The organism is Enterobacter sp. MF024 (genome assembly GCF_005843915.1).
GTDB classification, from domain to species: domain Bacteria; phylum Pseudomonadota; class Gammaproteobacteria; order Enterobacterales; family Enterobacteriaceae; genus Enterobacter; species Enterobacter barmai.
Map to the genome: position 1 here is coordinate 688,661 of NZ_VCBB01000001.1, position 15,953 is coordinate 704,613.

Below are 15,953 nucleotides of genomic sequence, written 5' to 3' on the forward strand. Positions count from 1 at the left end.
GGTGGCGGCTTCGCCTTACCCGGCCTACGGGTGCGGTTGGGGTTCGTGCAGTTGAAGGCCGGGCAAAGCGAAGCTGCCGCCCGGCGATACCCCCTCACCTGACCACTACCACCCGTATATCATTCACGTTGGTTAACGTCGGGCCGGTCACCACCAGATCCCCCAGCGCAGCGAAGTAGCTGTAACTGTCGTGTCCGCGCAGCATCGCCTTCGCATCCAGCCCCGTGCGCGACAGCGTATCCGGCGTGACGATGGCCCCTGCGGCATCCTCGGTGCCGTCGATACCGTCGCTGTCCCCCGCGATGGCGTAGATCTCCTCCTCGCCCTTCAGCGAGCAGGCCAGCGCCAGCAGGAACTCGGTGTTGCGCCCGCCGCGTCCGCAGCCGGTGTCGCCAATGGTCACCGTGGTCTCGCCGCCACTCAGCAGCACCGCAGGGCCTTTCACCGGCAGGCCGTGCTGCTTCACGGATTTCGCGATCCCGGCCATCACAATCCCCAGCTGGGCGCTTTCGCCCTCCAGCGCATCGCCCAGAATCAATGGGGTGTAGCCCATCCGCCGGGCCACCTCTGCTGCTGCGGCCAGCGCCCCGGACGGCGTGGCGATCAGGCGGATATCCTCGTCAATGTCCGCAGGCGTCACCGGCGCGCGCGGGGTTCGCATCACCCGCATCACCGGCTCCGGCAGATCCAGACCGTAGCGGGCGATAATCTCCAGCGCCTCTTCGCTTGTTGAGCTGTCCGCCACCGTCGGGCCAGAGGCGATGCTCTGGGGATCGTCGCCAGGCACGTCGCTGATGATAAGCGTGATCACCCGGGCGGGTCTGGCGGCCAGCGCCAGGCGGCCGCCTTTAATGTCAGAGAGCTGCTTGCGAACGGTATTCATCTCGTTAATGGTCGCCCCGCTCTTCAACAGCGCCTTGTTCACCGCCTGCTTGTCGGCAAGCGTGATCCCCTTACGCGGCAGGGCCAGCAGCGACGAGCCCCCGCCGGAGATCAGCGCGATGACGCAGTCGTCGGCGGTAAGGTTTTTCACCTGCTCCATCATCAGCATCGAGGCCACTTCGCTCATCGCATCCGAGACCGGGTGCGCCGCCTCGACGATGCGGATTTTTTGCGTCGGGGCCGCGTGACCGTAGCGGGTCACTACCACGCCCTGCAGATCCACATCCGGCCAGGCGGCCTCCAGCGCGGCGGCCATGGCGGCGCTGGCTTTCCCGGCCCCGACCACAATGCAGCGCCCGCGCGGTTTCTCCGGCAGGGCTTTGATAAGCGCTTCGTGGGGATCGGCACTCTTCACCGCCGCCCTGAAGATCTCAGTAAGCGCCCCTCTCAGGGCGCTATCGTCGTGTTGAACCATAGGTCAGCCTTCTGCGATGGCGCGGATCACCGCCTGGGTGACCTCGCGGGTATTGGCCGTGCCGCCCACGTCCGGGGTCATGATCCCCTCGGCGCAGACCTGCTCCACGGCGGTCATCAGACGGGCGGCGGCTTCGCCTTCACCCAGATGCTCCAGCATCTGCGCCGCGGTCCAGAAGCTGGCGACCGGGTTGGCGATGCCCTTGCCGGTGATATCAAACGCCGAGCCGTGGATCGGTTCGAACATCGACGGGAAGCGGCGCTCCGGGTCGATATTAGCGGTCGGCGCCACCCCCAGGCTGCCCGCCAAGGCGCCTGCCAGATCGGAGAGGATGTCGGCGTGCAGGTTGGTGGCCACGATGGTGTCCAGCGACTCCGGGTGCAGGGTCATTCGGACGGTCATGGCATCCACCAGCATTTTGTCCCAGGTGACGTCCGGGAACTCACGAGCGACTTCGGCGGCGATCTCATCCCACATCACCATCCCGTGACGCTGGGCGTTGGACTTGGTCACCACGGTTAACAGCTTGCGCGGACGCGTCTGCGCCAGACGGAAGGCATAGCGCATGATGCGCGTCACCCCGGTGCGGGTGAAAATCGCCACCTCGGTGCCCACCTCTTCCGGCAGACCGCGGTGCGCCCGCCCGCCGTGACCGGAGTATTCCCCTTCCGAGTTCTCACGCACAATCACCCAGTCGAGGGTGCCCGGCACCGCCTTGCGCAGCGGAGACCGAATGCCCGGCAGGATTTTGGTCGGTCGCACGTTGGCGTACTGGTCGAAGCCCTGGCAAATCGGCAGACGCAGCCCCCACAGGGTGATGTGGTCCGGCACGTCCGGGGCACCCACCGCACCAAAGTAGATGGCATCAAAAGCTTTTAACTGCGCCAGTCCGTCCTCCGGCATCATCACGCCGTGGGTTTTGTAATAGTCCGAACCCCATTCAAAGGTGTGTACCGAGAAACGCATATTTCCCTGACGCTGCGCCAGCGCATGTAACACCTCTACCCCTGCGGTGATCACTTCCGGACCGATACCGTCTGCGGGGATGGCTGCAATCGCGTAATCTTTCATCTGTGTTTCCTTTAATTAATGTTTTGACTGAACTAAGGGTTCGCTGGTCTGGGTTTTACGGCTGGATGCCGACAGCCAGAGCACAACAAGCGAGGAGAGGATCAGTAACCCGGCGACAAACCACAGCCCCCAGGTGTAACTGCCGGTGTGCTGCTTAATCAGGCCAATCATGAACGGGCCGACAAAGCCGCCGAGATTGCCGAGTGAGTTGATGGTGGCGATACCTGCAGCCGCCGCTGAACCGGAAAGGAACAGCGTTGGCATGCTCCACAGCGGCGGTTTAGAGGCGCTGATGCCGCAGTTAACGATGGTCAGAGCCAGGATCACGCCGACGATGCTTGCCGTACTGCCCGCCATAAACAGCCCGGCAGCAGCCACGATGCAGGCGGCAATCACGTGCCACGAGCGTTCGCCGGTTTTGTCCGAATGACGCGCCCAGAGCACCATCGCCACCACCGCAATCACCGCCGGAATAGCGTTCAGCAGGCCGACGGTCATGGAGGAGACGCCGAGGGTTTTGATGATCTGCGGGGACCAGATACCCAGGGTATAGAGCCCGGCGGAGGTGCCGAAGTAGACCAGGGAGAGCGCCAGCACGCGTTTATCCAGCAGCCCTTTCCAGACGCTGTGCTGCGCCGTGGCCTGTTTCGCCGCCTGCTCGCGTTGCAGGGTGCCAATCAGCCAGCCGCGCTCCTCTTCGCTGAGCCATTTCGCTTTTTCCGGGCGGTCGGTCAGCCAGAACAGCACCACCACGCCGAGGATCACCGCCGGAACCGCTTCCAGAACAAACATCCACTGCCAGCCGGCAAAGCCCATCATGCCGTGCATCTCCAGCAGCGCGGCGGAGATCGGCGAGCCGAGCGCGGTGGAGATGGGGGCCGCCGCCATAAAGATGGCTGTGACCTGGGCGCGCTTCTGCGCCGGGAACCAGTAGCTTAAGTAGAGGATGATCCCCGGGAAGAACCCGGCTTCCGCCACGCCGAGCAGGAAACGCAGGGTATAGAAGCTGGTGGTGCCCTGAACAAAGGCCATGCCACCGGAGACCAGCCCCCAGGTGATCATCACCCGCGCAATCCAGATGCGCGCCCCGACCTTGTGCAGGATAAGGTTGGACGGGACTTCAAAAAGGAAATAGCCGAGGAAGAAGATCCCGGCCCCAAAGCCAAACACCGCCGGAGAGAATCCGAGGTCGGCATTCATGGTGAGCGCCGCGAAACCGATGTTCACGCGGTCAAGGAAGGCGATGAAGTACAACAGCATGATGAAGGGCACGATGCGCAAGGTGATTTTGCGCATTACCCGTTGTTCGATTGTGCAGGTCATGTGAGGTGTTCCTCTAATTATTTTGTAGGGTACGCAGTCGGGCTGCTTTGATGAGTATGCTGATATTTCTTGCATGATCATGCGCATCGGTTTATACAAAAAAATGCAATAATCACGAGCGAGCCAAAATGGAACTACAACACCTGCGCTGTTTCCTGGCGGTGGCGGAGACCCTGCATTTCGGCCAGGCGGCACAGCGCCTGGATATGCTGCCCTCCGCCCTGGGAAGAAATATTCATCTTTTAGAAGAGGCACTTGGCACACGTTTGTTCACCCGATCGACCCGCCGGGTGGCGCTTACCGAGAACGGCGTCCTGCTGCGGGAAGAGGCGCGAAAACTGCTCGCCCATGCCGACGCGATTATGTTGCAATTTCGTCAAAATCCGCGCCGCTCGCAGCCGCTTTTACGCGTCGGAACTATCGACAGTGCGGCCATCGGCTTACTGCCCGGGCTGCTGCAGCTGTTCCGCCAGCACTACCCGGAGGTGGAGATCCAGCTGTTCGAGGATAAGACGGTGCATCTGCTGCCGAAGCTGAAAAGCGGCAGGCTGGATCTGGTGTTTATCCGCCCGCCTGCCCAGCTCGACGTGCAGTTTGGCCGGGCGTTTTTGTGCAACGAGCCGGGTATTCTGGCCCTGCCCGCCAGCCACCCGTTTGCGGAGCGCGACGCGGTAGATATTGTGGAGCTGGAAGGGATGCCGATGATCCTGCCCGAGCGGCGCTCACGCCCACACAGCCATGACCTGACCATGAATCTGTTCCATCACGCTGGCATTGAGGTGACAGTGTCACAGATGGCGGATGAGAAGCAGACCATTATCAACCTGGTGGCGGCGGGAATTGGGCTGGCGATTGTGCCCGCCTGGAGCAGCCGCTATCTGATGCCGGGGGTAAAGTTTGTGAAGCTAAACGGTGCCGATCGGATGGGAATGCCGCTGGAGGCGGTGTGGATGGCCGGAGCTCAGGATGAGATTCGGGATAATATGCTATTGATGCTTGACGAGCATCCGGAGTTGTATGTTTAGCACCGTGCGGTCTGTTTGCCGGGCGGCGCTGCGCTTGCCCGGCCTACGGGTTCCGTGCCCGTGTAGGCCGGGCAAGGCGAAGCCGCCACCCGGCAGAACAACGCACGGTCCTTTGTAGGCCGGGCAAGGCGTAGCCGCCGCCCGGCAAAAAACTTACATCGAATAACCCGGCTTCTTAATCAGCTCATCCAGCTTCGGGCCAATCTCCGTATCCCAGACCTGCGCTTTCCAGTCCGCTTCCTGAACTTCGTTCAGGGCCACGGAGATGGAGCGATCTTTACTGTTCAAATGACGGGTGATCACCTCGGCGATATCCGCCGCCAGGGCGCTTTTTTGTTCGTCGTTCAGGTCACGGGGAAAACATTTGATATCAACGTGTGGCATATGCAGGGCTCCTTTTGAATGTGCTTTCCAGACTAGCAGAGAATGTTATTGTCTTTTAACACCTTGTGCAGTTTCGGGAGCTTGCATAGGCTATCGGCAATCGCCGTGATGTTCGGCGTGTTGGCGGCAAACCAGTCCGGGCGGGGTCCCCAGATGCGCATCACGCACAGGTAGCAGTCCACCAGCGTGATCTCTTCGCCAAAGGCATAGGGGGCGGCCTTCAGGTGATTATCCAGCCACAGATAGAGCGATTTACGGTATTCAATGCAGTTTTTTTGCAACTGGTCAGGCGCATCCGGCGCCCAACGCTCCGGGTAATCCGCATAGGTAAAAGTGGGATAAACGTTAGCGACCAGCCAGATCAGCAGGCGCTGAAACTGCTGGCGCTCCGCGCGTCCGACCGGGGGCGCCAGCTCCGGACAGCGGTCGAGGATCATCAACGCAATCGCCGCCGTTTCCGTCATGATCTCGCCATTTTCCAGCTCGAGGGTCGGGACCTGACACAGAGGATTGAGTTTTTCCAGCAGCTCACGCGTGGCACCCGGTTTATCGAAACCCTCGACGTCGATGAACTGATAGGGAATGTCGGCCAGGGTCAGCATCACCTCACTGATGGCTGAGCCCCAGCCCGGTACGCCATAGACTTTAATCATGCGCTCTCCACTTGCGGGTCAAAACCCTAAGTGTAGAGCAGCATCAGTAGGTGATCCCCGGCGGATTGACCACCGACTGCGCCACCGCTTCACCCTGCTCGCCCCAGCGCGCCAGCACCCGCTGATACTCACCCCGCTGGATAGCCCCGTCCAGCGCGGCCTGTAAGGCATACACCAGCTCGTTACCCTTTTTGGTGGTGGTCGCCACATAGGCTTTTTTCGGCCCCAGCCCCACCACCTTTGTTTTGCCGGTCAGCGCCGCTTTATAGGCCGAGACCGACTGCGGGCCAAAGAACACATCCGCCCTGCCGGACTGAATATAGAGATTGCCGGAGGCGTCGTCGGTCAGGTAAACCGGTAGCGCAGGCTCGCGCCCGGCGTTTTTGTTCTCCTCGTTCCAGCCCAGCAGGATGCGTTCCTGGTTGGTGCCGGACCCGACAATCACCTTCTTGCCCGCCAGATCGGCGGCGTTTTTGATCGTCTGCACGTCACTGGTGGATTTCACCGAGAAGGCCAGGTTATCGACGCGATAGGTGGCGAAATCAAACTTCTGTTTACGCTGCTCGGTCACCGCAATGTTCACCAGCGCCACGTCATAGCGCCCGGAGGTGATGCCCAGCGGCCAGTCCTCCCACGCCGTCGGCACCAGTTTGAGCTTTAAGCCGAGGCTGCCCGCCAGCAGCCGGGCGATGTCCGGGTCGCTGCCGATGCGGGTACGGTTGTCACTGGCCAGCAACGCCAGCGGCGGCGAGTTGAGGGCCGATATCGCCACGGTTAAGGTTCCCGGCTCAACAAACTTATAGCTGGCCGGGATCTTCGCCACCGCCTGCGGATCTACCGTCACCGGCAGCGGCTGCTCGTTGGCCTTTAAATCAATCTCCGCGTGGCTTGCAGAGGCCACCAGTAACAACGCCAGTACTCCCTTTTTCATCTTCTCTCCTCACAGCACTTTGGACAGGAACTGCCGCGTTCGGGCGTGGGACGGACGGTTCAACACCTCGTCGCTGCTGCCCTGCTCGACAATTTTGCCGTCAACCATAAACACCACCTGATCCGCCACTTCACGGGCAAAGCCAATCTCATGGGTCACCACCACCAGCGTAGTGCCGGAGCGGGCCAGCTTTTTGATGACGTCCAGCACTTCGCCCACCAGTTCCGGGTCCAGCGCCGAGGTCGGTTCATCAAACAGGATCACCCGTGGGCGCAGCGCCAGAGCGCGGGCAATGGCGATCCGCTGCTGCTGACCGCCGGAAAGATGGCGCGACCAGGCGTCGGCTTTATCCCGCAGCCCCACCACGTCCAGCAGATCGTAAGCCCGCTCGATGGCCGCTTTACGGCTCAGCTGTTTGTGGGCAATGGGGGCCTCAATCAGGTTCTCCAGCACCGTCAGATGCGGGAACAGGTTGAAGTTCTGGAACACGTAGCCCACGTTGACGCGCTGCTTGAGAATTGCCTTCTCCTTCAGCTCGTAGAGCGTGTTGCCCTCCCGGCGATAGCCGATGTAGTCCCCGTCAATCTGGATAAAGCCTTCATCCACGCGCTCAAGGTGGTTGATGGTGCGCAGCAAAGTCGATTTACCCGAGCCGGACGGCCCGAGGATCACCGTTACCGAGCCCGGGGGGATCTCCAGAGAGACGTTATCCAGCGCCTTGTGGCGGCCAAAAAACTTGCTTACGCCGGTAATGGAAATATGTCCTTCAGGAGAGGCTTGCATGGACGGGCTCCTGTGTCGATTGGGTGGTAACGGAACGGCTGCGGGTGGCGCGGGTGCTGTTCACCGCCGAGCGGCGCTCGCTGCGGGCCAGACCGCGTTCAACCAGATGTTGAATGGCAGAGAGCACGGTGGTGATCACCAGATACCAGACGGCACCGACCATCAGTAGCGGGATCACCTCCTGGGTGCGGTTGTAGATCATCTGGATGGTGTAGAACAGCTCCGGCATCGCCAGGACGTACACCATCGCCGTGCCCTTGGCGAGGCTGATGATTTCGTTGAATCCAGCCGGGAGAATGGTGCGCAGCGCCTGAGGCAGAATGATGCGCAGGGTGCGACGCGATGCCGGTAAACCCAGCGCTGCGGCGGCTTCGTACTGGCCGTGATCGACCCCTAAGAAGCCGCCGCGAATGATCTCCGCGGTATAGGCGCTCTGCACCAGCGTCAGCCCCACCACCGCGGTGGAGAATTGCCCCAGTACGTTGATCGTTTCAAAGCTGCCCCAGGTGATGCCGGTAAAGGGCACGCCAAGGGAGAGCGTGTCGTACAGATAGGAGAAGTTGTAGAGGATGATCAGGACCACAATCAGCGGCAGGGAGCGGAACAGCCAGATATAGCCCCACGCCAGGCTGCTCAGCAGCCACGAGGAGGAGAGCCGCGCAAGCGCCAGCATGCCGCCGATCACCACGCTGAGGGCGGTGCCGATCAGCGTCAGCAGCAGCGTCTGTCCCACCCCTTCGAGGATCACCGGGTCAAAGAACCAGCGGGCAAAGACCGCCCATTCCCAGCGCGGATTAAAGGCCACCGACTGGATGACCACCGCCAGGACAAACAGCGCGACAACGGCGCCAGCGGTGCGCAGCGGGTAGCGCGCCGGGACCACTTTGATGGTTTCAACGTTGCTCATTGTCGTTCCTCATGCCGATTTACTGAACGCTTCGCGTACCAGCGTTTTGGTGAAGCGCAGCCGTCCATCGAACGGCGGCTGGCTGTACTCTTCCGGGTCGCGGGACAGGTCGAACTGCGCCGCGTAGCCCTGGCTCAGGTAGAGCCGTACCGCTTCCGGCTGGCGAAAGCCGGTGGTGAGGTAGATCTGGCTGTAGCCGGCAAGCACCGCCCGCCGCTCCAGCTCCTGCACAACCCGGGCGGCAAGCCCCTGCTGACGCAGGGATTTGTCGGTCCAGATACGTTTGATCTCGGCGGTCTGCGCATCGAAAGGTTTATATGCGCCGGTGGCGATAATTTTTCCGTCGCGCTCCAGCACAATAAACAGCCCCTGAGGCGCCAGATACCACTCGGTCAGTTCCACCTCGGCATCTTTAGAGAAGTAATCGCCGTAGCGCGCCGCGTACTCGCCGAACAGCCCCTCGATGATGAGCTGAAGATCGGCGTCCTCCGGCGATACGTCGCGAAAAAGGTCGCTCATGGGATCTCCTTAATCGCCGAGGCCGGCCGGGTTAACTTCTGAATTCGGGATGCGCTCCACGCCTTCACCCCAGCGGTTCAGCACCTTATCGTAGTCGCCGTTCTTGATCACGCCGTTGAGCGCGGTCTGCACCGGCTCCGCCAGGCCGCTGCCTTTTTTCAGGGTCACGGCGATGTGCGCCGCTTTCGGCCAGCCGCCATCCACGCTGCCCACCAGTTTGGTCTTCCCGTTCAGGGCTGCTTTCCAGGCGCCAATCACGTTCGGGCCAAAGTAGGCGTCCGCGCGGCCAGACTGCAGCGCCAGCGTCTGGGCGGCATCATCCTTGGTGTAGATCGGGGTGAACGGCTTCAGCCCCTTCTTCTGGTTTTCGGCATCCCACGCCAGCAGGATCGCTTCCTGGTTGGTGCCGGAACCCACAATAATCCGCAGCCCGGCGATGTCTTCCGCCGTCTCAAGTTTCTTGATAGGGCTGGTGGATTTCACGTAGAAGCCCAGCGAGTCTTTACGGTAGGTGGCAAAGTCGAACTTCTCTTTGCGCTCTTTGGTGACGGTGATGTTGCTGATCGCCGCGTCGTATTTCCCGGACGTCACGCCCAGCGGCCAGTCCTCCCAGGAGGTCGGCACCACGTTCAGCTCCAGCCCGAGGCTGTCAGCCACCAGGCGGGCAATATCGGCTTCGCTGCCAATCAGGGTTTTGTTGTCATCGGCAAACACCGTCAGCGGCGGCTGGCTGAGCCCGGCGATCGCCACGGTGAATTTCCCCGGCACCACCGGCTTGAAGCTGGCCGGGAGCTGGGCGATAGCTTCCGGGTTTTTTGCGGTATTGATCGGCGTTTTGTTGGCCTCGAGGCTCACCCCGGTGCCGTTAATATTGACGTTTTCTGCCCAGACGGCAGGGGTAAAGGCCAGCGCGAGCGCCAGAATAAGCGATGATTTTTTCATGGCAGGTTCTCTTAAGATTTCATTATTGTTGTGTGAACTGATTTACAGGCTGCTCTAACCCCAGGCTCTCACGCAGGGTGGTGCCGGGATATTCAGTACGGAACAGGCCGCGCGCCTGTAACAGCGGCACCACCTGGTCAACAAAACGCGGGAAGGTGTCCGGCGTGCCGCCCTGGATGATAAAGCCATCCGCCGCATAGCCTTCAAACCACTGCTGTAGGCCGTCGGCCACCTGCTCCGGGGTGCCGGAAAAACGCGGGCGCGGCGAGGCGGCTTCCAGCGCCACCTGACGCAGGGTTAAGTTGCGCTCCCGGGCGTTGCGTTTGATCTCGTCCGTGGTGCTGCGGAAGCTGTTTTTGCCCAGATCGCCGATATCCGGAAAGGCCTCATCCAGCGGGTACTGGCTGAAGTCGTGATGCTCGAAGTAGCGGCCAAGATAGTTCAGGGCATCGTTGATCGAGACCAGCGCCGCGGTGGTCTGGTACTGCTCCTCCACGTCGTCGGCATCGTTTCCGACAATGACGCTCACCCCCTGGAAGATGTGCAGCTCGTCGGCACTGCGACCATGCTGTTTCAGCTGGCTTTTCACGTCGTGCCAGAACGCCTGGGCCTCCTCAAAGGTTTCGTGATGGGTGAAGATGGCGTCGGCATGTTTTACCACCAGCTTTTTGCCGTCGTCAGAGGCCCCGGCCTGGAAGACAATCGGCCTGCCCTGTGGGGTGCGGCCAATGTTCAGCGGCCCCGCCACCTTAAAGAAATCGCCGTGATGATCGAGGGTGTGCAGCTTTTCAGGGTCGAAGAACTGCCCGGTCTCTTTGTTGCGCACAAAGGCATCGCCCTCCCAGGAGTCCCACAGCCCTTTCACCACGTCGAGATACTCGTCGGCGATGCGGTAACGCAGGGCGTGCTCCGGGTGCTTGTCGCGGGAGAAGTTCTTCGCCGACCCTTCCAGCGGCGACGTCACCACGTTCCAGCCTGCCCGGCCGTTGCTCAGGTGATCGAGGCTGGCAAACTGGCGCGCCACGGTGAAAGGCTCGCTGTAGGAGGTGGACAAGGTCCCCACCAGCCCCAGCCGTGAGGTGACGGTCGCCAGCGCCGACAGCAGGGTCAGGGGCTCAAAGCGGTTGAGGAAATGCGGAATCGACTTCTCGTTGATGTACAGGCCGTCGGCGACAAAGATAAAGTCGAGCTTGCCCGCTTCGGCCTTCAGGGCCGTCTCTTTGACGAATTCAAAATTGATGCTGGCATCGGCGGGAGCCGCCGCGTGACGCCAGGCCGACATGTTCCCCGATGCGCCGTGCAATATGGTGCCAAGACGCAGCTGTCGTGTTGCGGACATATTCACTCCTTACCCTTAAAGTTGATTCAGTGCTTTTTCCGCAAGCCGGGCGAAGTATCGCGCGGCGGGTTCGATTAAGGCTTCGTCCGGGTTAAAGGCCGGATGATGCAAACCATACTGGCTGGCGCTGCCGATGCTGACGAAGGCGCCGGGGATCTGCTGCAGGTAGACGGCGAAATCCTCCCCGCCCATGTGCAGCTCGGCCTGCTGCGTTTCGTAGCCGGTTTCCCGCGCCACCGAGGTGGCGAACTCGGCCCAGGTCGCATCGTTGACCAGCGCGGTGGGCCCGGCGTACCAGGTGATATCGATCTGCGCGTTAAAGGCGCTGGCGAACCCGGCGGCGATCTCCGCCACCCGGGCCTTCACGTTCTGCTGCACTTCGGTGCGATGGGTTCTGAGGGTGCCTTCCAGCTCGACGCTTTCCGGCAGGACGTTCCAGGTGTTGCCCCCGGTAATGCGCGTCACGCTCAGCACCACCGAATCAAGCGTGTTTACGTTGCGGCTGGCGACGCTTTGCAGCGCAGTCACCAGCTGGCTGGCGATCACGATGGCGTCGTTACCTTCATGCGGGCGTGCGGCATGCGCCCCTTTGCCGGTAATGCGAAATACAAAGCGGTCGACGTTGGCGTAGAACGGCCCGCCACGGGTGGCAAAGTGCCCCACCGGCAAGCCCGGTTCGTTATGCATGCCGAAAATGGCGCTGACGTCGCGCAGGGCTCCGGCGCGGACCAGGTTTTTCGCGCCGCCGAAGTTCTCCTCCGCAGGCTGGAACAGGATCCGCACCCTGCCGTTAAGCTCGCTTTCACGCGCTTTTAGCTTCAGGGCCGCGCCGAGGATCACGCTGGTGTGAACGTCGTGGCCGCAGGCGTGCATGACGCCGGCGCGCTGCGAGGTGAAGGCCACGCCGCTGCGCTCTTCAATGGGCAGGGCATCGATATCCGCACGCAGGGCGATCTGTTTTTCGCCCTTGCCCACTTCCGCCACCACGCCGGTCGCCAGGTCGTAAGGCAGAACCTTAATCCCGGCCTCCCCCAGCCACTGACGCAGGCGGGCGGTGGTTTCCACTTCTTCGCCGGAGAGCTCCGGGTTCTGGTGCAGCTCGCGGCGCCAGGCGATCAGCTGTTGTTCGAGGCTCATACCGCCACCTCCCGCAGCTGTCGGGCCTGGGCCAGCAGACGCAGGGACTGTACGCGGGCCGTGCCGTCGGCGACCGGGGTATCGACGATGAACTCATCAATGCCCCACTGCTTATGCAGCGCCTCCAGCTGTTCGAGTACGGATTCGGCGGTGCCAGCCAGTAAAGACTGGGCGCGACGGGCGATACGCAGCGGCTCGCTGCCCGCCTGACGGGCAAAGGCGTAAGCCTGCTCTTCGCTGGCGACGGTTACGCGCTGGCCGTTGGCAAGCTCAACGCCCCACACTTCTACTGCGCTTGCCAGCGCTTCGGCCTGCTCCTGGGTTGGGGCCACGATGGCCTGCACCGCGACAATCACCTCCCGGGCGCTGTGGGCGCGCCAGGTGCCGATCACCTCGCGAAGCAAATCGGGATCGCCATTCAGATGGGCGGCAAAAACGAAGTCCCAGTCGAGGCTGGCGGCGAGGCGCGCGCTCTCCGTGCTGGCTCCCAGCAGGAAGCCCGCCGCAGGCACCTGCGGCTGCGGGGTGGCGCGAACCGCCTCCTCCTGTGACGTCGGGTTGATCCAGCCGTTCAGCTGTGCCAGCTGGGACGCGAAATCGCCCTTCTCCTGCTGGCTGAGGCCGAGCTGTAACGCCCGGGTCGAGAGCGGCAGACCACCGGGCGCTTTGCCGACGCCCAGATCCACGCGACCGGGAGCGATGGCCGCCAGCAGGTTGAAGTTTTCCGCCACTTTGTACGGGCTGTAGTGTTGCAGCATTACCCCGCCGGAGCCGACGCGAATGCGACGCGTCTGCCCCAGGATCCAGGCAATCAGCAGCTCCGGCGACGGGCTCGCCAGCTGAGGGGTGTTGTGGTGTTCGGCAATCCAGAAGCGGTGATAACCCAGGGTTTCGGCCTGCTGCGCCAGGCTCAAGGTGCGCGCCAGCGCATCGGCGGCCGTTTCGTGTTCTGCGACAGGACTTTTATCCAGAATGCTGATTCGCCAGGACATGTTGCAATCTCGTTTGACTAAACATGTCGCCATTATTAAAGGGCGATTTCACCTCTGAGAAACAATTAATTTACATTTGGTTTGCCGGATTTCAGATATACAGCACTGGATTACAGCGAAGAACGTAGCCCGGCGATCAGGGCGTCGGCCTGCTGACGGGTGGTGATGCGCACGAAGCGAATGTGGGCATAGTTCGGGTTGTGCATGTCTGATTCATAGCGGGCCCGGTTGCTGCGCCAGGTTTTGATGGTCCATAGCAGGATCGAATCACGGCTAAAGAAGGAGCGGCGAAAGCTCTCCCGGTTGCCGGTACCGGGCCACAATTCCTGCTGCGTCCAGGCGCGTTTCGCGGCGCGGGTCACCGCCTGGCGCAGGGTGCGGGCGAAGCCGTAATCCACCCACACCACCAGATCGACCTCACGCCACTTCACGGGCCGGGTGCGGTTGTAGTTGCCGTCCAGCACCCAGCCGGGGCTGGCGGTGAGGGCAGTCTCCAGCTTCGCCAAGAGGACGTCATCCGGGGTGCCCTGCCAGTCAGGGCGCCAGTACAGGGTGTCCATTTCGATACAGGGAAGCGCCAGTTCGGCGGCAATTCTGCGGGCCAGGGTGCTTTTTCCGCTGCCGCTGGTGCCAATAATATTAATTTTCATCGTTTCATCGCGGATCGGATAACGGGGTCAATATCATAATGTTTAATCAGTGTTAATGAAACGCTATTTCTGGTAGTTCGGTTTTTGTCATGGATCCATTAATTCCTTTATATTTGGCTTAAGTCGGGTTATTCCCCGCTGGCCTTTATATCTGCGCTTTGTTGATTGCATTTTTATTACATCAGCCGCCGTTAACAGATAAAAAATAGTTAATTGTGACGCTATCCAACTGATTAGATTTTGTGGAGAATACGCCGTCCGTTCTTTTTAAAAATAACAATTTTCTCTTGCCTGAACTCTTTTTGGGCGGCTTTACTTTACTCAGACATCACCCGGAGTTATTCATGAGGCGTAACATTCACGTTACACAAAACGAGTATTTGCTTAACGAAGGCTCGACCTTAATGTCGACCACCGATACACAAAGTCATATTACATACGCGAACTCAGCCTTTATTGATGCCAGTGGTTATAAAGAAGAACATCTTATTGGTGAGCCCCACAATGTGATCCGCCACCCGGATATGCCCCCGGAGGCGTTCGGCGATATGTGGTTTACCCTGCAGCAGGGCGAGAGTTGGACCGGCATGGTGAAGAACCGTCGTCACAACGGGGATCATTACTGGGTGCGGGCCAACGTGACGCCGGTTTATCAAAATGACGCCCTGACCGGTTATATCTCTGTGCGAAATATACCCTCGCGCCAGGAGATTGACGCCAGTGAAGCGCTTTACGAGCGGGTGCGAAATAATGAGTTAAAAGGCCACCGTTTTTATAAAGGCGTGCTGGTACGTCAGGGCATTCTCTCTTTTCTTTCACTATTTAAACGGCTCAGCATCACGAAACGCGTTAATTACGCCCTTGGGATTACCGCCCTGCTCACTTTCGCCGTTCCTTTATTTCTTCCTGCCGGGATAATACAGACAGCGGCGCTGACGCTGCTGTTTATTATGCTTGGGTTGTTTCTTAACAACCAGATTTGTCAGCCGTTAAAAACCATCGTAAAACAGATGCAGCGTGTGGTTTCGGGTCGCAAAACGGATCACAGCCATTTCGATCGCGTCGATGAATTAGGCTTAATGATGCGGCTGGTTAATCAATCCGGCTTAAACCTCAACTCGCTGGTGGATGATGTCGGGGCGCAGATCGGCGGCATCCGCGATATCAGCCAGCAGGTGGCGCAAGAAGGCGATGCGCTGCAGGCCCGCTCGGAGGAGACGGCGGACGATCTGCAGCAGACCGCCGCCGCGGTAGAAGAGATTGCCAGCGCGGTTAAGCAGACTGCCGAAACCGCAGAAGAGGCGATCCAGATGGCCGACCAGACCAGCGCCAGCGCCTACCGCGGCGAGGCGGTGATGAAGCAGACCATCGGCGTGATGCAGTCTGTCTCGCGCGATAACGGCCAGATTGTGGATATCATCGCGGTAATCGACCGTATCGCTTTCCAGACCAACATCCTGGCGCTCAATGCCGCGGTGGAAGCCGCCCGCGCCGGTGAAGCCGGACGCGGATTTGCGGTGGTGGCCGCAGAAGTGCGTAACCTGGCCCAGCACTCAGCCTCTGCGGCGAAAGAGATCGCGGCGCTGATCGAGAAAAACGTCGCCAGCGTCAATGCCGGGGTGGATATGGTGGAGCAGACCGAAACCCAGCTGACCACTATGATTGGCAACGTGCTGAACATGTCGGCTCTGATAAAAGAGATTGGACACGCCACCCAGGAGCAGACCCAGGCCCTGAGCCTGATTAATGAATCCATTTCCCGTATTGGGGTGATGACCCACAACAACAGCGGGATGGTGGAGCACGTCACCCAGGCGGCTAACCACCTGACCCAGCGCACCACCCGCCTGCAGCAGGCGATTGCGGTGTTCGGGGGCTAAGATCGTTGGGGCGAAAATGTATTTTCGCCCTAATATTAAGAGAAGTGGTATCTGGACCTG

General features: G+C 60.6%; 14 protein-coding genes and 1 pseudogene. 2 read left to right on the plus strand and 13 right to left on the minus strand.

Annotated features, from left to right (window positions below):
* Window positions 1–94 precede the first annotated feature (94 nt).
* The 3 genes from FFB58_RS03460 to FFB58_RS03470 are packed head-to-tail and all read right to left on the minus strand — an operon-like array spanning window position 95 to window position 3,751.
* Window positions 95–1,357: a glycerate kinase gene (locus FFB58_RS03460; RefSeq protein ID WP_138369008.1), complete on the minus strand. Its 1,263-nt coding sequence runs from the start codon at window positions 1,355–1,357 to the stop codon at window positions 95–97.
* 3 nt (window positions 1,358–1,360) lie between these two features.
* A complete protein-coding gene (locus FFB58_RS03465) occupies window positions 1,361–2,428 on the minus strand; it encodes a tartrate dehydrogenase (RefSeq protein ID WP_138369009.1) in 1,068 nt (355 codons plus the stop codon).
* 15 nt (window positions 2,429–2,443) lie between these two features.
* Window positions 2,444–3,751: an MFS transporter gene (locus FFB58_RS03470; RefSeq protein WP_039028697.1), complete on the minus strand. Its 1,308-nt coding sequence runs from the start codon at window positions 3,749–3,751 to the stop codon at window positions 2,444–2,446.
* A 128-nt stretch (window positions 3,752–3,879) separates the two neighbouring features.
* On the opposite strand from FFB58_RS03470, the gene FFB58_RS03475 reads away from it, so the two are divergent.
* A complete protein-coding gene (locus tag FFB58_RS03475) occupies window positions 3,880–4,776 on the plus strand; it encodes a LysR family transcriptional regulator (protein ID WP_138369010.1) in 897 nt (298 codons plus the stop codon).
* A gap of 153 nt (window positions 4,777–4,929) precedes the next feature.
* Here the strand turns inward: FFB58_RS03475 and pptA are convergent, their stop codons facing one another.
* The 10 genes and pseudogenes from pptA to FFB58_RS03530 all read right to left on the minus strand — a co-directional run bounded on the left by pptA (window position 4,930) and on the right by FFB58_RS03530 (window position 14,013).
* Window positions 4,930–5,160 carry a tautomerase PptA gene (pptA, locus tag FFB58_RS03480; protein ID WP_138369011.1) on the minus strand — a complete coding sequence of 77 codons (231 nt, stop codon included), beginning with the start codon at window positions 5,158–5,160 and terminating at the stop codon, window positions 4,930–4,932.
* Between the two features lie 32 nt (window positions 5,161–5,192).
* Window positions 5,193–5,813: a glutathione S-transferase family protein gene (locus FFB58_RS03485; protein WP_138369012.1), complete on the minus strand. Its 621-nt coding sequence runs from the start codon at window positions 5,811–5,813 to the stop codon at window positions 5,193–5,195.
* Between the two features lie 43 nt (window positions 5,814–5,856).
* Complete coding sequence (locus FFB58_RS03490) at window positions 5,857–6,744, minus strand: transporter substrate-binding domain-containing protein (protein ID WP_138369013.1); 888 nt, start codon at window positions 6,742–6,744, stop codon at window positions 5,857–5,859.
* Between the two features lie 9 nt (window positions 6,745–6,753).
* A complete protein-coding gene (locus tag FFB58_RS03495; RefSeq protein ID WP_039028692.1) occupies window positions 6,754–7,527 on the minus strand; it encodes an amino acid ABC transporter ATP-binding protein in 774 nt (257 codons plus the stop codon).
* Complete coding sequence (locus tag FFB58_RS03500) at window positions 7,511–8,434, minus strand: amino acid ABC transporter permease (protein WP_138369014.1); 924 nt, start codon at window positions 8,432–8,434, stop codon at window positions 7,511–7,513. Before FFB58_RS03500 ends, FFB58_RS03495 begins: the two co-directional genes overlap by 17 nt.
* A 9-nt stretch (window positions 8,435–8,443) precedes the next feature.
* Window positions 8,444–8,953: a GNAT family N-acetyltransferase gene (locus tag FFB58_RS03505; RefSeq protein WP_138369015.1), complete on the minus strand. Its 510-nt coding sequence runs from the start codon at window positions 8,951–8,953 to the stop codon at window positions 8,444–8,446.
* A 9-nt stretch (window positions 8,954–8,962) separates the two neighbouring features.
* Window positions 8,963–11,234: pseudogene (locus FFB58_RS23000) on the minus strand (NtaA/DmoA family FMN-dependent monooxygenase).
* A gap of 15 nt (window positions 11,235–11,249) precedes the next feature.
* A complete protein-coding gene (locus FFB58_RS03520; RefSeq protein WP_138369017.1) occupies window positions 11,250–12,371 on the minus strand; it encodes a M20 peptidase aminoacylase family protein in 1,122 nt (373 codons plus the stop codon).
* The gene (locus FFB58_RS03525) at window positions 12,368–13,363 is read right to left on the minus strand and encodes an LLM class flavin-dependent oxidoreductase (RefSeq protein ID WP_138369018.1); all 996 of its coding nucleotides are present in this window, start codon (window positions 13,361–13,363) and stop codon (window positions 12,368–12,370) included. Before FFB58_RS03525 ends, FFB58_RS03520 begins: the two co-directional genes overlap by 4 nt.
* Before the next feature lie 110 nt (window positions 13,364–13,473).
* Window positions 13,474–14,013 (minus strand): adenylate kinase, encoded by a 540-nt coding sequence (locus tag FFB58_RS03530; RefSeq protein ID WP_138369019.1) that lies wholly within the window; start codon window positions 14,011–14,013, stop codon window positions 13,474–13,476.
* Window positions 14,014–14,357: 344 nt separating this feature from the next.
* Here FFB58_RS03530 and FFB58_RS03535 point away from each other — a divergent pair, with 344 nt between their 5' ends.
* Window positions 14,358–15,893 carry a methyl-accepting chemotaxis protein gene (locus tag FFB58_RS03535; RefSeq protein ID WP_138369020.1) on the plus strand — a complete coding sequence of 512 codons (1,536 nt, stop codon included), beginning with the start codon at window positions 14,358–14,360 and terminating at the stop codon, window positions 15,891–15,893.
* Window positions 15,894–15,953: the final 60 nt, after the last annotated feature.

What these genes read in the sequence shown, in the direction of transcription:
- FFB58_RS03530 (WP_138369019.1), bottom strand. Translation starts at nt 14,013, where the DNA reads ATGAAAATTAATATTATTGGCACCAGCGGCAGCGGAAAAAGCACCCTG.
- FFB58_RS03490 (WP_138369013.1), bottom strand. Translation starts at nt 6,744, where the DNA reads ATGAAAAAGGGAGTACTGGCGTTGTTACTGGTGGCCTCTGCAAGCCAC.
- FFB58_RS03495 (WP_039028692.1), bottom strand. Translation starts at nt 7,527, where the DNA reads ATGCAAGCCTCTCCTGAAGGACATATTTCCATTACCGGCGTAAGCAAG.
- FFB58_RS03475 (WP_138369010.1), top strand. Translation starts at nt 3,880, where the DNA reads ATGGAACTACAACACCTGCGCTGTTTCCTGGCGGTGGCGGAGACCCTG.
- FFB58_RS03535 (WP_138369020.1), top strand. Translation starts at nt 14,358, where the DNA reads ATGAGGCGTAACATTCACGTTACACAAAACGAGTATTTGCTTAACGAA.
- FFB58_RS03505 (WP_138369015.1), bottom strand. Translation starts at nt 8,953, where the DNA reads ATGAGCGACCTTTTTCGCGACGTATCGCCGGAGGACGCCGATCTTCAG.
- FFB58_RS03460 (WP_138369008.1), bottom strand. Translation starts at nt 1,357, where the DNA reads ATGGTTCAACACGACGATAGCGCCCTGAGAGGGGCGCTTACTGAGATC.
- FFB58_RS03525 (WP_138369018.1), bottom strand. Translation starts at nt 13,363, where the DNA reads ATGTCCTGGCGAATCAGCATTCTGGATAAAAGTCCTGTCGCAGAACAC.
- FFB58_RS03485 (WP_138369012.1), bottom strand. Translation starts at nt 5,813, where the DNA reads ATGATTAAAGTCTATGGCGTACCGGGCTGGGGCTCAGCCATCAGTGAG.
- FFB58_RS03470 (WP_039028697.1), bottom strand. Translation starts at nt 3,751, where the DNA reads ATGACCTGCACAATCGAACAACGGGTAATGCGCAAAATCACCTTGCGC.
- FFB58_RS03465 (WP_138369009.1), bottom strand. Translation starts at nt 2,428, where the DNA reads ATGAAAGATTACGCGATTGCAGCCATCCCCGCAGACGGTATCGGTCCG.
- pptA (WP_138369011.1), bottom strand. Translation starts at nt 5,160, where the DNA reads ATGCCACACGTTGATATCAAATGTTTTCCCCGTGACCTGAACGACGAA.
- FFB58_RS03520 (WP_138369017.1), bottom strand. Translation starts at nt 12,371, where the DNA reads ATGAGCCTCGAACAACAGCTGATCGCCTGGCGCCGCGAGCTGCACCAG.
- FFB58_RS03500 (WP_138369014.1), bottom strand. Translation starts at nt 8,434, where the DNA reads ATGAGCAACGTTGAAACCATCAAAGTGGTCCCGGCGCGCTACCCGCTG.